The sequence below is a fragment of the Pseudomonas sp. P110(2024) genome (assembly GCF_057480795.1).
Genome location: NZ_JBLIYT010000006.1, coordinates 138,466 through 153,556 on the forward strand (window position 1 = coordinate 138,466; position 15,091 = coordinate 153,556).

At 66.4% G+C, this 15,091-nt stretch carries 14 protein-coding genes; 3 read left to right on the forward strand and 11 right to left on the reverse strand.

Annotated elements, in window-relative coordinates:
• Positions 1 to 6: 6 nt before the first annotated feature.
• Genes AC25ND_RS11245 through AC25ND_RS11255 form a run of 3 tightly spaced genes read right to left on the reverse strand, consistent with a single transcriptional unit; the run spans position 7 to position 3,906 of the window.
• Positions 7 to 207: a DUF1656 domain-containing protein gene (locus tag AC25ND_RS11245; RefSeq protein ID WP_028689551.1), complete on the reverse strand. Its 201-nt coding sequence runs from the start codon at positions 205 to 207 to the stop codon at positions 7 to 9.
• Positions 197 to 2,374, reverse strand: a complete 2,178-nt coding sequence (locus tag AC25ND_RS11250; RefSeq protein WP_028689550.1) for an FUSC family protein — start codon at positions 2,372 to 2,374, stop codon at positions 197 to 199. The genes AC25ND_RS11245 and AC25ND_RS11250 overlap by 11 nt, the downstream gene beginning before the upstream one ends.
• The gene (locus AC25ND_RS11255; protein ID WP_486976308.1) at positions 2,371 to 3,906 is read right to left on the reverse strand and encodes an efflux transporter outer membrane subunit; all 1,536 of its coding nucleotides are present in this window, start codon (positions 3,904 to 3,906) and stop codon (positions 2,371 to 2,373) included. The genes AC25ND_RS11250 and AC25ND_RS11255 overlap by 4 nt, the downstream gene beginning before the upstream one ends.
• Before the next feature lie 180 nt (positions 3,907 to 4,086).
• Here AC25ND_RS11255 and AC25ND_RS11260 point away from each other — a divergent pair, with 180 nt between their 5' ends.
• Positions 4,087 to 5,034, forward strand: coding sequence for a LysR family transcriptional regulator (locus tag AC25ND_RS11260; RefSeq protein ID WP_028689548.1), 948 nt, complete (start codon positions 4,087 to 4,089; stop codon positions 5,032 to 5,034).
• 226 nt (positions 5,035 to 5,260) lie between these two features.
• Positions 5,261 to 6,235: a 2-hydroxyacid dehydrogenase gene (locus AC25ND_RS11265; RefSeq protein WP_028689547.1), complete on the forward strand. Its 975-nt coding sequence runs from the start codon at positions 5,261 to 5,263 to the stop codon at positions 6,233 to 6,235.
• 54 nt (positions 6,236 to 6,289) lie between these two features.
• Here AC25ND_RS11265 and AC25ND_RS11270 read toward each other — a convergent pair whose 3' ends face one another.
• A complete protein-coding gene (locus AC25ND_RS11270; RefSeq protein ID WP_028689546.1) occupies positions 6,290 to 7,192 on the reverse strand; it encodes a DMT family transporter in 903 nt (300 codons plus the stop codon).
• A gap of 222 nt (positions 7,193 to 7,414) precedes the next feature.
• Between AC25ND_RS11270 and AC25ND_RS11275 the strand changes: the two genes are divergently transcribed.
• On the forward strand, positions 7,415 to 8,290 hold the full coding sequence (locus tag AC25ND_RS11275) for a helix-turn-helix domain-containing protein (protein WP_028689545.1): 876 nt from the start codon (positions 7,415 to 7,417) through the stop codon (positions 8,288 to 8,290).
• Between the two features lie 6 nt (positions 8,291 to 8,296).
• Here AC25ND_RS11275 and AC25ND_RS11280 read toward each other — a convergent pair whose 3' ends face one another.
• The 7 genes from AC25ND_RS11280 to AC25ND_RS11310 all read right to left on the reverse strand — a co-directional run bounded on the left by AC25ND_RS11280 (position 8,297) and on the right by AC25ND_RS11310 (position 15,055).
• Positions 8,297 to 8,698 carry a nuclear transport factor 2 family protein gene (locus tag AC25ND_RS11280; RefSeq protein WP_028689544.1) on the reverse strand — a complete coding sequence of 134 codons (402 nt, stop codon included), beginning with the start codon at positions 8,696 to 8,698 and terminating at the stop codon, positions 8,297 to 8,299.
• 85 nt (positions 8,699 to 8,783) lie between these two features.
• Positions 8,784 to 11,186 (reverse strand): TonB-dependent siderophore receptor, encoded by a 2,403-nt coding sequence (locus AC25ND_RS11285; protein ID WP_062364600.1) that lies wholly within the window; start codon positions 11,184 to 11,186, stop codon positions 8,784 to 8,786.
• A 154-nt stretch (positions 11,187 to 11,340) separates the two neighbouring features.
• On the reverse strand, positions 11,341 to 12,312 hold the full coding sequence (locus tag AC25ND_RS11290) for a FecR family protein (protein ID WP_182322477.1): 972 nt from the start codon (positions 12,310 to 12,312) through the stop codon (positions 11,341 to 11,343).
• A complete protein-coding gene (locus AC25ND_RS11295) occupies positions 12,309 to 12,860 on the reverse strand; it encodes an RNA polymerase sigma factor (RefSeq protein ID WP_028689541.1) in 552 nt (183 codons plus the stop codon). Before AC25ND_RS11295 ends, AC25ND_RS11290 begins: the two co-directional genes overlap by 4 nt.
• 4 nt (positions 12,861 to 12,864) lie before the next feature.
• Entirely contained in the window at positions 12,865 to 13,191 is a 327-nt protein-coding gene (locus AC25ND_RS11300) for a DUF3325 domain-containing protein (protein ID WP_062364604.1), read from the reverse strand.
• Positions 13,191 to 14,753 carry a PepSY-associated TM helix domain-containing protein gene (locus tag AC25ND_RS11305; protein WP_028689539.1) on the reverse strand — a complete coding sequence of 521 codons (1,563 nt, stop codon included), beginning with the start codon at positions 14,751 to 14,753 and terminating at the stop codon, positions 13,191 to 13,193. The genes AC25ND_RS11300 and AC25ND_RS11305 overlap by 1 nt, the downstream gene beginning before the upstream one ends.
• On the reverse strand, positions 14,750 to 15,055 hold the full coding sequence (locus AC25ND_RS11310) for a DUF3649 domain-containing protein (protein ID WP_028689538.1): 306 nt from the start codon (positions 15,053 to 15,055) through the stop codon (positions 14,750 to 14,752). Before AC25ND_RS11310 ends, AC25ND_RS11305 begins: the two co-directional genes overlap by 4 nt.
• Between the last annotated feature and the right edge of the window lie 36 nt (positions 15,056 to 15,091).

Genomic DNA, 15,091 nt, shown 5'->3' on the forward strand with positions numbered 1-15,091 from the left:
GGATTCTCACCAGTAGAGCGACAGCGCCAGGGCGCCGAACAGGCAGACGAACAGCGACAGGCGCAACAGCGCCGGGTGCCAGAAGAAGCGATAGCCATCAACGCTTGCGATGAACCGGTCCAGGCCCCAGGCCAGGCCCAGGGCGAACAGGAACATCAAGGTCATGGTGGGCATGTACACGCCATGGAAGGCGATCTCACGGGGCATGGTGCATTCCTTTCGCCGGTGCCAGCGGCGACTGTGGGTCAAGCAGGGAGGAACGGATGAAGTGCAGGTAGCTCTGCGCCCGGCGCAGCACCGAGGTGTCGAAGTGCCGGGCGAAGGGTTCGTCGGTGGCCTGCACGCGGCTGATGGCGTGGTCCACCGCCACCAGGGCGCGCTCGTGGTTGCTGGCGCTGGGCTGCAGGAACAGCCGCGCCAGGGCCCGGCCCATCACGCGGATGGCCTGGCGCCAGGGCTGCGACTCGGCGTAGGCCGGATGGATCGGCGCGCGATCCTGCTCCTTGCGCAGTTCGATGATGGCGTGGCCGATCTCCAGCACGGTGAACATCCAACCCATCAACTCGCTCTGCACCTGCGGCTTGCCGGCGGCCAGGCCATAGGCCTGGTGCAGCAGGTCGCGGGTGCGGCTCTCGAACGCCGAGCCCAACCCGCGCAGGCGCCCGCCGATGGCGAACAGCACCTGCTCGCGCAGTTCCTGTTCCAGGCGGCTCCACAGCCAGCGGCTGTTGGGTGGCAGGATGATCGCCCCGGCCGCGGCGCAGACGAACATGCCGATGACCATGCCGATGTAGTCATTGATGAAAGTGTAGGGGTCGTAGATCGTCAGGTTGTTCGGCACCGAACCGATGGCGAAGAACACCAGCAGGCCCAGGCCGTAACCGGCATAGGCCGGGCGCGAAGCGAGGAACGCCCCAAGCACGAACACCGGCGCCAGCACCATGCACAGCAGCGCAAAACCGTCGATCCAGGGAAACACGAAGAACGTCTCGAAGAACCCGACGAAGGCGCCGATCGCCGTGCCACAGGCCATCTGGAACGACATGCGCTTGGGGTTCGGCGAGGCCGCCGACAGGCCCACGGTGACCGTGGCGATCAGGGTCATCATGGCGCCGCTGGGCCAGTCGCTGAGCAGCCAGTAGCTGCCCAGCAACAGCAGCACCGCCGAGGCGCGCACGCCAGCGGCCAGCGATACCAGCCAACTGGTCTGGGCCACGTAGGGCTCGTCCCACTGCTCGCGTTCGTGCTTGTGCACGGCCAGCGAGGCATGGGTCTCGGCATAGCTGTACATCTCGTCGACGAAGCGATAGAGCAGCTCGAAGGCGGTGTGGAAATCGAGCAGATCGGACTCGCTCGGGTTGGTCTGCAGGTACTCGGCGCGCAGGCCGCGCACCTGGGCCTGCAGGCCTTCCTTGTAGGTGCCCAGTTCCAAGGCCAGGCGCAGCGCGTCGGCATCGGTCAACGCCCGGCCTACATAGGGCTGCAGCAACTCGGCCAGGGTACCCAGGCCAGGCTCGATGGCGCTGACGATTTGCAGGGGGCCACGGGCGCGCAGGCGCTCGAGCAACCGGTGCAGGGCGTTGAAGCGCGTGGTGATGGCCATGAACTCGCTGTTCATCCGCACCAGGCGGCCGGAGCGTCGGCGCATGTGCGGATCTTCAAAGGCGGTGACGTTGCGCAGGCTCTCCAGGCCCACCGCCTCGGCGACAAAGCGCACGTTGCTGGTCTCGAAGCGGTCGCGCTGGCTGTCGCCGCGCAGCGCCTCGACCACCACCCCGGCGAACACGCCGAAGCGCTGGTACAGGGCGTTGCGCATGGCGGCACTGGCCGACTGCGGCAGGATCGCGGCGCTGACGAAGGTCGAGACGAGAATCCCCAGGGCGATCTCCAACACCCGCCACACCGCCGCCATGAACGCCTGGTCAGGGTGCTGCAACACCGGCAGGCCGATCATCGCCGCCGTGTAACCGGCCAGCACGAAGCCATAGGCGCGGAAGGTGCGGTAGCGCATGGCCCCCGCCGAGCACAGGCCGACCCACAACGCCAGGCTGGGCAGGAACAGCTCGGTGTTCTGCGGGAAGATCGCCATCAGCGCGACCATCATCGCCGAGCCGGCCAGGGTGCCGAGTACCCGGTAGAAGCTCTTGGCGAACACATGGCCGCTCTGCGGCTGCATGACGATGAACACAGTGATCATCGCCGTGCGCGGCTGCGGCAGCTCCAGGCGCATGGCCAGCCACAGGGTGATGAACGCGGCGGCCAGCACCTTGAAGATGTAGACCCAGGTGACCCCGTCGGTGCGCGCCCAGGCGAAGAAACCCCGGCGCCATTCCAGGCTCCGCAGCCAGCGCAGGGGCAAGCTCGATGCGCTCATTCGGCGTGGTCCGGCTGATCGAAGATGGCCAGGGTGGCCGGGGTGGCCGGGGTTTTCGGTGCGGCCTGACGCTGCTCATCCGGCACGTCCTTGCCCGCCTCCAGGCCGCCGCCCAGGGCGGTGACCAGCTCGGCGTGGGCGGCCAGGCGCGCGGCCTGCACCTGCTGCTGCACCTGTTGCTGACGGAACAGCAGGGTCTGGGCGTTGAGCACGTTGAGGTAATCGGTCAGGCCACGCTGGAAGGCGACGGTGGCGATGTCGTAGGTCTTCTGCGCCGCGGCTACCGACTCGGCGGCGAAGTGCGCCTGCTCCTTCATCGACTCGCGGCGGATCAGCTGGTCGGAGATGTTCTTCAACGCGCCGATCACCGTCTGGTTGTAGCGCGCCACGGCCACGTCATAACCCGCCGAGGCCACGCCCAATTGCGAGCGCAGGCGGCCGCCGTCGAAGATCGGCAGGCTGATGGCCGGCCCCACGTTGTAGTTGAACTTGCGCCCGGTGAGGAACTCCAGCGGGCCGCCGCCAGTGGCCATGAAGCCAAGGCCGCCGACCAGGTCGACGTTGGGGAAGAAGCCGGCGTGGGCCACGTCAATGCCACGGGCCTGGGCCGCCACCTGCCAGCGGCTGGCGACCACGTCGGGACGCTGGCCGACCAGTTCGGCGGGCAGGTTCGACGGCAGTTTCAGCGGCGCGCCGAGGGTCAGAGTCGGGCGTTGCAGCTTGGCACCCTCCCCCGGCCCCTTGCCGGCCAGGGCGGCCAGCTGGTTGCGGGTCAGGGCGATATCCTCGTTGAGGCTGTCGATCTGGCGGTGGGTTTCCGGCAACGGCGCCTCGGCCTGGCTGACCTCGAAATGGGTGCCGATGCCGCCGTCGAGGCGACGCTTGGCCAGGGCGACGATCTGCTCCTGCTGCGCAAGTTCGGCCTGGACGATATCGCGCCGGGCGTAATGCAGGCTGAGCTGGATATAGGCGCGCACCACGTTGTTCTCAAGCTCCAGTTGAGCCTGGCGTGCCTCGGCGACGCTCATGTGTGCCTGGTCCACGGCCTGCTCGCTGGCATTGCGCTCGCGGCCCCACAGGTCCAGGGCGTAGCTGAAGCCGATGGCGGCGTTGTTGTCCCAGGTGTTGGCGCCGGACAGCGCGCCCGGGCCGTAGAACTGATCCTCGGGCCAGTTGTGGCGCTTGAGCGTGGCGTTGCCATTGGCCTGCAGTTTTTCCGCCGACTCGACCACGCCGGCCATCGCCTTGGCTTCCCGCACCCGCGCGGCGGCCATGGCCATGCTCGGGCTGCCGGCCAGCGCCTGGGCGATCCAGGCGTCGAGCTGTGGGTCGCCATAGTCGCGCCACCATTGCTGGGCCGGCCAGTGGGCGTCGCGCGCGGCCTCGCGGATCGCGGCGTCGGTGGTCAGTTGGTTGGCTTGGAGGGTATTGCTTTGCGGGGCGATGCCCCAGGTTCCGATACAGCCGCTCAAGGTGAGACAAAGGGCACAGGCACTGAACGCATGGAGCGCTCTGATGTGGCGACGCGGCACAGCTGCGATTTCCCGAGGAAGAGGTGAAGGGGCCGGGCAATTCTAGGGGCGGGTTTCATTGGCGATAAGCGCAGATTCCTGCGAATCTTTGTTACCAAAACAGCGATAATCCGGCTTTAGTCGGAAGCGGAATTCCGCAACTTCATGTCACAATTTTGTCCTCTAAACCGAGAGTGACCCATGGACACCCTGCAAAACATGCGTGCTTTCAGTTGCGTGGCCCAGCTCGGTAGCTTCACCGCTGCCGCGGCGCAACTGGATACGACCACCGCGAACGTGTCGCGGGCGGTCTCCAACCTGGAAGCCCATCTGCAAACCCGCCTGCTCAACCGCACCACCCGGCGCATCGCGCTGACCGAGGCTGGCAAGCGCTACCTGATGCGCTGCGAACAGATTCTTACCTACGTGGAAGAAGCCGAGGCCGAGGCCAGCGACGCCCACGCTCGCCCTGCCGGGCAACTGAAGGTGCATTCGATGACCGGCGTCGGCCAGCACTTCGTGGTCGATGCCATCGCCCGCTACCGCGAGTCGCACCCGGACGTCACCTTCGACCTGACCATGGCCAACCGCGTGCCCGACCTGCTGGACGAGGGCTACGACGTGTCCATCGTGCTGGCCAGCGAGCTGCCGGACTCGGGCTTCGTCTCGCAGCGCCTGGGCATCACCTACAGCATCGTCTGCGCCTCGCCCGAGTACGTGGCCCGCCACGGCAGCGCGCACAAGCCGGCCGACCTGCTCAAGCATGCCTGCCTGCGCATGGTCAGCCCGGTGATCCCGCTGGAGAAGTGGCTGTTCGACGGGCCGGAAGGCCAGGAGATGGTCAACATCACCACCTCGCCGTTCCAGGTCAACTCGGCGGACGCGATGAAGACCGCGATCCGCAGCGGCATGGGCGTGGGCGTGCTGCCGATCTACTCGGCCATCGACGGCCTGCGCGATGGCAGCCTGGTGCGGATCATGCCGGAATACCGCCTGCAGGAACTGAACCTGTACGCGATCTACCCGTCGCGCCAGTACCTGGATGCCAAGATCAAGACCTGGGTCGAGTACCTGCGCAATTCGCTGCCGGAGATCCTTGCCGCCCATGAGGCCGACCTGAAGACCCATGAGCTGCTGATCGCCAACTAAAAAAAAGCGGCTGCATTGGGGGTGGAGACAATGGTAGGTTGCTAACCATTGATTCCAGCGTCTGGCAGACAGGACCATGGGAGGGCTTCGCCCTCCATCGCGACACAAGGCCGCTCCTACAGGATCACGCGGTTCCTGTAGGAGCGGCCTTGCGTCGCGAAAGGGCCGCACAGCGGCCCCGCTCTTCTGCCCGATTCCACCTCACGCCTTGCAGAGAAGCAGTCCGATGAAAAAGACCGTCCTGGCCTTCAGCCGCATTACCCCGGCCATGGCCGAGCGCCTGCAACAAGACTTCAACGTGATCGTGCCGAATCCGAAACTCGGCGACATCAGTGCCCAGTTCAACGAAGCCCTGCCCGAGGCACACGGCCTGATCGGCGTCGGTCGCAAGCTCGGCCGCGCGCAGCTCGAAGGCGCGGGCAAGCTGGAGGTGGTGTCCAGCGTCTCGGTCGGCTACGACAACTACGACCTGGACTACTTCAACGAGCGCGGTATCGCCCTGACCAACACCCCCGACGTGCTCACCGAAAGCACCGCCGACCTGGGCTTCGCCCTGATCATGGGCTGTGCCCGGCGCACCGCCGAACTGGACGCCTGGACCAAGGCCGGCCACTGGCAGGCTACCGTGGGGCCGGCGCAGTTCGGCTGTGATGTGCACGGCAAGACACTGGGTATCGTCGGCATGGGCAACATCGGCGCGGCCATCGCCCGCCGTGGCCGCTTCGGTTTCAACATGCAGGTGCTGTACACCGGCAACAGCCGCAAGACCGCGCTGGAACAGGAACTGGGCGCGCAGTTCCGCAGCCTGGAGGCACTGCTGGGCGAAGCCGATTTCGTCTGCCTGGTGGTACCGCTGTCCGAGGCCACCCGCAAGCTGATCGGCGCCCGCGAGCTGCAACTGATGAAGCCCAACGCGTTCCTGATCAATATTGCCCGCGGACCTGTAGTGGACGAGGCGGCGCTGGTCGAGGCCCTGCAGAACGGCACGATCCGCGGTGCCGGGCTCGATGTGTACGAGAAGGAACCGCTAGGCGACTCGCCGCTGTTCAAGCTGCCCAACGCCCTGACCCTGCCGCACATCGGCTCAGCCACCGCCGAGACCCGTGAGGCCATGGCCAACCGGGCGCTGGACAACCTGCGGGCGGCGCTGCTGGGCGAGCGGCCGCGGGACCTGGTGAATCCCCAGGTGTGGAAGGGCTGATACGTTCAGCCCAACGTACCGGCCCTGTCGCGGGGCTCCGCGACAGGGCCGTGGTTACTTGACGGCCAGCATCCCTTCGACTGGCTTGGACTTCGGTTTACGAAACACCAGCACATTCCCCGCCATCACCGCCACCAGCCCGAGCAACGCCGGCGCCGTCCATTGGTAGCCCTCGGCGAATGCCGACACATTCAACGCCACCAGCGGGAACAGTACGGTGCAATAGGCTGCCCGCTCCGGCCCCATGCGTCCGACCAGGGTCAGGTAGGCGGTGAAGGCGATCACCGAACCCGGGATCACCAGGTACAGCAGCGAGCCGATGTAGCGGGCGTTCCATTCCATATCGAAGGGAATGCCCTTGACCAGGCAGTACGCCGCCAGCATCGAGGCGCCATAGAGCATACCCCAGGCATTGGTGGTCATGGGCTTGAGCCCGGCCTTCTGCTGCACGCTGGAGAGCATGTTGCCGGCCGAGAAGCACAGTGTGCCGAGCAGGCCTAGCCCCAGGCCATACAAGGTCTCGCGGCTGGCAGCGTGGTGCGAGAGCTCCGGCCAGAACAGCAGGCCCAGGCCGAGCAGGCCCAGGGCTCCGCCACCGAGCACATTGGCGGCGATCTTCTGGCCGAAGAAGATCCGCGCGTTGATGGCGTTCCACAACGTGGCGGTAGAGAACACCACGGCGATCAGGCCGGTGGCGACCCACTGGCTGGCAGTTAGGAAGCACATGAAGTTGACGCAGAACAGGCACAAGCCCTGGGCCAGGCACACCAGGTGACCACGCCGGTTCATCGGTTGCAGGCGGCGGGTGAGCAGCAGGAAGGCGAACAGGATCAGCCCGGCCAGGGCGAAGCGGTAGACGATCGACACCGGGATGGCGACCTCGCCCAACTGCAGTTTCAAGGCGATCCAGGTGGTGCCCCAGATCAGGACGGTGAGCAGGTAGAGCGACAGGTTCATGATGGACTCCCTCGACAGGTATCAGGCCTATCGCGGGGCTAGCCCGCTCCCACAGGGCGCATGCGACCTCGGTGGGAGCGGGCTTGCCCCGCGATGAAAACCCCATAAGCCCAGTTTCTTGCGCCATTGCTGTTCGGCGCTTGCATAAACTTGCGCTTTTCCTCCCCTGCTAGCTGCCATCCCGACGCCAGCGCAGTACGATGGACAGCAGAGGAACCGCCCATGCCCCCACTCGATCACCTGCAGGTCTTCAACGTCCTGAACGCCTCGCCCCACGCCCGGCTGGAGCTGAGCGCGCACCTGGGCGACGGGCTGGCGGCGGCCTTGTGGAGCAACCGCGACGATGCCCGCGACTACCAGGCGCCCAGCCACCACACGCTGTCGTGCTACATCGCCGACGGCACCGGCACCTTCCGCCGCCAGCGCCCTGGCGATCGCGGCGCGCCGGACAAGCTGTGCGTGATGCCCGCCGGCCATGAGTCGAACTGGATAATCAACGGCTCGATCCGCCTGGCCCACCTGTACATCAGCGAGGAACAGTTCGCCCTCGGCTGCACCCGCCTGCTGGACCGCGAGCCGCGGGAGATGCAACTGCGCGAGGCGACCTTCCTCGACGACCCGCAGCAGGCCCGGCGCTTTCGCGAGCTGATCGGCCTGGACTGGTCCGAGCCCGGCGAACGCCTGCTGGCCAGCAGCCTGGCCCACGACATCATCGACCACGCCGTGCTCAACCAGGTCGGCCTGCGCCAGGGGCTGAAACTCAAGGGCGGGCTGGCACCGCACCAGCGCCGGCAACTGGCGGACTATATCGAGGCCAACCTCGAACAGCCGCTGACGCTGGGTGAGCTGGCGCTGCGCTGCAACCTGTCCGAATACCACTTCGCGCGGATGTTCCGGGCAAGCTTCGGTCTGCCGCCGCATCAGTACCTGCTGGCCCGACGCCTGTACCGTGCCTGCCAGTTGCTGCGAGAGGGTACGCAACCCTTGGGTGAAGTGGCGCTGCTGTGCGGCTTCGCCAGTGCCAGCCATTTCAGCAATCGATTCAGGCAGGCACTTGGGGCGACGCCAGGTGCCTATCGCCAGGCCTTGCGCGGATGAGCACGATCAGCTGAGCACAGCGTCCCACAGTGCCTTGCGATCAAAGTAAGTCATCGCTCGCCTGATCTTGTTGCCTTTCATCTCGAGAAGGTCGACCCCGGGCACCGCGATCTTCTTGTTTTCCGAACCGGCAATGACCCCGCTACCCGTCACGTGCATCACCCACTCCCAGGTAAAACGTTGACCGTCACCGTAGATACCCAGCGTGTCGAAAGTCATGTCAGGAAAGTTTCGCCAGGACACATTGCGCAGGAACGCGGGCAGTGACTTGCGATCGAGCATTGGGTGGGGCGAGTCGACATAAATACCCTTGCGCGAAAAAGCGCTTGCCAGGAGCTCGGCATCGCGCCGCGTCCAGCCCTTCACATAACGACTGATCGCCTTGGGGCATGGGTTTGGCTTCTTCATGTAGTTGGCCTCCTGAGCATCCGTGGTTGCCATCTTCGAATCGGCCCAGGCAGGCGTCTACTGGTAAAAATGACAGTCCTGACGTTCAGAACTCGAAGGTACTCGACAGACTTACCTGCCGCGCATCCCCCACCGCAACGAAGTACCGATTCACCGCCGAGCTGTAATACACCTTGTCGAACAGGTTCTTCACGTTCAACTGCAACCGCACCTTGTGCTCGTCCCATTTTGTTTCGTAGCTGGCAAAGGCATCCGCCACGGTATAAGCCGGCAGGTCGAAGTCATTGGTGGCGTTCCCCGCACGCTCCCCCACATAGCGCGCACCGGCCCCAAGTCTCAGGCGATCACCGCCGAACAGGCTGCCATAGTCATACACCGCCGACAGCGAACCACTGTGCCGGGCGACGTTCTGCAGTCGATTGCCCTTGAGCTGCGGATCCTTGGTCACCTCGGCGTCGATGAAGGCGTAGGCGCCGATCAAGCTCCAGCGCTCGCTGAGCTGGCCGGTCAGGTCCAGCTCGACGCCCCGTGAGCGCACTTCGCCTGCGTTGCTGTAGAGAATGGTGCCCGGCTGGGTGTCACCATCAGCCACCAGCACGTTGCGCTTGGTGATGTCGAACAACGCCAGGGTACCGGTCAACGCCCCCGGCACATCGAGCTTGGCCCCCAGTTCCCACGACTTGCCCTCCTCCGGCGCTATACCTGAGTCCAGGGTCAGGGTGCGACCACCGCCGAGGCTCAGCGGGGCGATGGTCGAATTGGGCTTGAACGACTCGCTGTAGCTGCCATAGAACGACAGCTGGTCATCAACCTTGTACACCACGCCGGCATGGGGCACCCAGGTCTGGTCGCTGGTGTCGGTGTTGACGTTGAACGGCCGGCCGCGACCGGCGTACTGGTCGTACTGCTGGAAGCGCCCGCCGGCGACCAGAATCCAGTGCTCGTCCAGGTGCCAGGCGTCCTGCAGGAACAGCGAGTCGGTGCGCAGCTTGTCGGTCTGGTCGCTGTCGCTGGCGCGCACGTTGGTGCCTTGCACTTCGCGGCCATAGACCGGATTCAGGTAGCTGAAGCTCGAGCGGCTGGTCTGGCGGATCAGGTCGGCGCGGTAGACCTTGCGGTCCTCGTGATCGACACCGACCACCAGGTCGTGACGCATGCCCGCCAGCTCGACGCTGCCGTTGAGGCTGAGGGTGGCGAACTGATCACGGCTCAGGGCGCCCTGGGTGCCGTCGATGCTGCGCGACAGCGTGCCCTTGCTTTCATCCACGCCGGTCACGCGGACCTGGCTGGCGTCGTAGGTCTCGCGGTTAAAGCTGTAGCCGAAGTGCAGCTTCCAGTCGTCGTCCAGGCGATGATCGACCTCCAGGCGGTACAGGTCGGAGCGGCCCTCCATGTCGTTGAACGGCTCGTCGAGGCGGCGGGTGGCGGGAATGTTCAACGGGTGGCCGTCGCTGCCGAAGGCGGTGCCGCGGTCGAACGGGTAGAGAAACTCGCGGTGCTCATAGGCCAGCACCACCTGGGTGTCCTCGCCGTACCAGGCCAGCGACGGGGCCACCAGCGACTCGCGGTGCACGCCGTAGTTGCGCCAGTAGTCTTCGTCCTCGTGATCGACGATCAGGCGGTAGGCCAGGTTGCTGTCACCCAGCGCCCCGGTGCTGTCCAGGCCGCCGCCGCTGCCGTTCTTGCCGCTGCCATAGGTCGAGCCGCGCAGGGTCAGGGCGTTGTACTGCTGGAGTTGCGGGCGCTTGCTGACCACATTGATCACTCCGCCCGGGTCCTGGATGCCATACAGCAGCGAGGCCGGCCCCTTGAGCACCTCGACCCGCTCGGTGCTGGCGTTGAGGGCGCGGCCCTGCACGATCGGCATGCCGTCGCGCATGATCGAGCCATCGCGGTTGTCGCCGAAGCCGCGCTTCATCACGGTGTCGGCGGTGCCACCGAAATTGTTGCCCTGGGTGATGCCACTGACGTTGTACAGCGCATCATCCAGGTTGCGCGGCGCCTGATCGCGGATCACCTGGGCCGGGACCACGTTGACGGCCTGGGGGATGTCCAGCGTCGCGCCTTGGCCGCGCATGATCGTGGCGCTGGCCGGCGGCTGGTAGCTGTAGTCGTCCAGTTGCGAGTTGATGGTGGTGGCCTGCAGGGTCAGCGCGCCGGAGCTGTCGACCGGCTCCAGGGTCAGGGTGCGGGCGTCGAGGCGGCGCCAGGCCAGGCCCGAGTTGCCGAGCAACTGCTGCAGCGCCTGGTCGGCGTCGAAGGTGCCGTTGAGTGCCGGGGCCTGCACATCCGGCAGGGCCAGGGTGTAGACCACGCTCTGCCCGGTGGCGCGGCTGAAGGCGTTGAGTGCCTGGGCCAGCGGCTGGCTTGGCTGGGCGAAGCTGTAGACCTGGCTCTGCTGCGCGGCCAGGGCCTGGGGCACGATGGCGATAGCGGGCAGGGAGCAGAGGCCGAACCAGAGCGGGACGCAACGCGGGGTGAACTTCATGGACGCGGACCTGTGAGAGGGATGAACGTTTGCGAATGAATCGCACTTCCACTCACTACACGGATGCCGTGGGGGGATACCTCATCACCTGATCGAAAAAATTTTGCGTTACCGACGCTATCGCGGGGCGAGCCCGCGATGGCGTCGGAACAGGTCAACGCAAGACGGTCAGCCGACCCAGCACCGTCTGCCGTGAGAAGCCCATCACCTTGCCCAGCGAATCCAGTGCGGCGAGCGGCTGCGCCACTGGAAAACTACCACTGACCCTACGCTGCCCCAGCTCCCCGTCGAGCAACAAGATCCGCCCGGGATAGTAACGCCCAAGGTCCTCGATCACCTGCGCCAACGGCACCTGGTAATAGTTCAGCCAGCCCTGGCGCCAGGCCAATCGGCTGTCGCTGTCCACCGCCTCGATCCCACCGGCCACGCCGCCGGCATAGGCCAGTTGCTGATTGGCCGTCAGCTCGCGGGCAACCTGTCCTTCGGCCGCCGCCACCGCCACCCGCCCGCTGCGCACGGTGACCTGGGCACCCTCGCCCTGCTCGCGCACCTCGAACTGGGTTCCCAGCACCCGCACCTCCCCGCCTTGGGCATCCACCAGGAATGGCTCGCCAGTATGGGTCACCTCGAAGAACGCGGCGCCGCGCAGCAAGCGCACGCGCCGCTCGCCCTGGGCGAAATCCACCGCCACGGCCGTGCCGGCATCCAGGGTCAGGCGCGAACGGTCGGCTAGGGTCACCTGGCGCACTTGCGCGCCGCTGGAGTAGTCGGCACGCAGGTCCTGCAGCCAGAACTGCGGCTGCCAGCCCGCCGCGTAGCCGAGCGCCAGCACAAGGCTTGCCGCCACCGCCAGGCCGCGCCAAGGCCGCTTGCGCGCGGGCCGGCGCATGGCGTCGAGGTACTGTTGCAGACTCGTTTGCTCCTCGGCCGCCAGCCGCGCCGCCGGCGCCTCGCTCAAGCGCCACAGCGCCTGGGCCTCGACGTAGGCCTGGCGATGGGCCGGGCTCTCCAGCAGCCAGCGCTTGAACGCCGCGCCCTCGGCCTGCGCCGGCTGCTGCTGGATGCGCCCGAGCCAGCGCAGGGCGGCCTGGGACTGTGCGGCAGTGATCGGCTGTTCAAGACTCATCGACGGGCGCTCCCTGGCCGGCGCAGTGGGGACGCGGGTTCGGCGACGCTCGCCTTGCACGCTTCGAGGGCGCGCATCATATGCTTTTCCACCGCGCTCTGGGACAACTGCATGGCCTTGGCGATCTCGCCGTAGGTACAGCCATGGATGCGGTTGAGCAGGAAGATCTGCCGGGTGCGTTCGGGCAACGCCCGCAAGGCCGCCTCGATACGCTGCAGGTCGTGGTCGACCTCCAGGGCCTGCTCGGGGAGCTGGCTGCCCTGCGGCTCGTCGAGGTCGTGCAGGCCTTCGGCGGCGCGGTCGCGGCTGCCTTCGCTGCGCAGGTAATCGATGGCCAGGTTGCTGGCGCTACGCAGCAGGTAGGTGTCGAGCGCCTCGACCTTCACCTCGGGGCGCCGCCAGAAACGCAGGAACAGGTCCTGGACCAGGTCCGACGCCGTGGCGCGGCAGCCGACGCGCCGGCTGACCAGCGCTTCCATGCGCGCGCGCTGGGCCAGGAACACCTGGAGAAAACGCGCCCGACCGCCGCCGGCTTCGGAGTCGCTCAAGGACCTAGACCGCCTGCACGGCCAACAGCGGCCCGAGCACCAGACTGGCGAACGCCGCCCCGAGCAGCAGGCGCGGCTGGTAAGGCAGGCCGAACACCCACAGGGTCACGCCGGCCATCAGCACGGCGATCCACTCCACCAGGCCCAGGGCCCAGCCGCGCCCGAGCACGGCGAAGATCAACGACAGCAACAGCAAGGCCCAGCCCGCGAGCTTCAAGGCTCGCAGTTGCCGGCCCGTGGGTTTGCGCCCGAGCAGGTCGTTGAAGTGTTTTTCCATGGCCAGGCACAGGCCGGCGAAACCGGCGAAGCCCATCAGCGCGACCCCCAGCATCAGCTCGCCTCCACGGTCGTGGCGGTACGTCGCGCACGCTTGGCGACCGGCTTGGGCGCACGCAGCATCTTGCCGGCAGCCCAGGCCAGGAACACGCCGGTGGCCAGGGCCGTCAGGTCGAAACCGGCCATCGCCCAGTCACCCGCGGCGATGGAGTGATCCAACCCCTTGTCAGTGGTCAACGCGTTGAGCAGCGGTAGCAAGGCGAACGCCAGCGCTCCCAACGTCAGTTGTTCGCCCCAGGCACGGCGCCCGCTGCGCAATATGGCGTGGAGCAAAGACGCGCCCCAGGCCAGGAAGAAAGCATTGATCTCCCAATCGGACCGTCCGTCCAGCGTCGTTGGTAGCAACCGATTGGCCCAGAAGAACGCCGCCACGCCCAGCAACAGGCCGCTCATGCTGGCGATGTTCAGCACTTCGACCAGGCGCAGCTCGCCGGGCATGCGCTCGCTCTTGGCATGCTTGAGCTGGCGCTTGCCCAGCCACATCACCAGGCCCGTGCCGATCACCGCCGTGCCGGCCAAGCCGAAGGCGAAGTACAACCAGCGCAGCCAGGGCCCGGCGAAGTTGCCCATGTGCAGGCCGACAAAGGTAAAGGAGGTGGTCATCGCCACGCTTTCCGGCGCGCCGCGTCGCAGCAGCTCGCCACTGACGCCATCGAAGGTCCAGGTGGCGCTGCGCTGGTAGGCGACGCTGTCGGCCGAGGCGCGGGTGAAGGTGACCCGGGCGTTGCGGTCGCCTGGGTTGTGCACCTGGATGTAGCCCATGCGCGCGCCCGGCGCCTGTTCCTGGACCTTGGCGTACAGTTCGGTCAACGGCGCCAGCGGCGCGGCCTGGGCCACCGCCTCGGGCACCTCGTCGCGGCCGAACACATCGTTGAAGTAGCCACTGCTGTCGCCATAGCTGGCCAGGATACTGGCCGGCATGACCATGTACATGAAGATCACCAGGCTGCTATAGCTGATCATCAGGTGGAACGGCAGCACCAGCACGCCGATGGCGTTGTGGCCATCGAGCCAGGAACGCTGGCCCTTGCCCGGGCGGAAGGTGAAGAACTCCTTGAAGATCTTCTTGTGGGTGATGATCCCGGTGACCAGCCCCAGCAGCATGATGAAGGCGCAGAAGGTCGACAGCCAGCGGCCCCAGGGGTGGGGCATCTGCAGCTGGAAGTGGAAGCGGTAGAAGAACTCGCCGCCACGGCTGTCACGGGCCTCGACCGCCTCGCCGGTGCGGGCGTCGAGTTCCTTGTCGGTGAAACCCCGGCGCCCACCGCCGTTCGGGTCGCGCCAGCTGACACTCAGCGCCGCCTCGCGCTCGCTGGGCAGGCGGATGAACCAGGTGCTGGCGTGACCGGCATGGGTTTCCAGGTAACGCTGGGCCAGGCCGAGGCTGCGTACCGGGTCGAGCGGATGGCTCTGCACCTCGGGCTGGGTCCAGTGGCTGATCTCCTCCTTGAAGTACGACAGCGTTCCGGTAAGGAAGATGGCGAACAGCAGCCAGCCGAAGATCAGGCCGGTCCAGGTGTGCAGCCAGGCCATGGCCTGGCGGAAGCCTTCTTTCATGGCAGGTTCATCCAGTAGGCCAGCACGTTGATCAGCCCCAGGGCCAGGCTTGGCAGCAGCACGCCCAGCCAGGCGCGCCAGGCGCTGCGGCAGGCAAAGCACCCGATGAAGGCGATCAGGTAGAAGACGAACGACAGCATCATCCCGGTCATCGTCGCGTCGGCCTGGGTCATCGGCGCAAGCAGGGTGATGCAGACACTGGCCATCGACGCCAGCAGGTAGCCACCCAGCAGCGCGGCCAGGCTGCGTGAGGTCACGGCCAGGCGGTAGCTCAGGGGAAGGCCGGCGGCTTTGCTCTTCATGGCGAGGGTCCGGGGATTGGGAGTGCAATACTAATG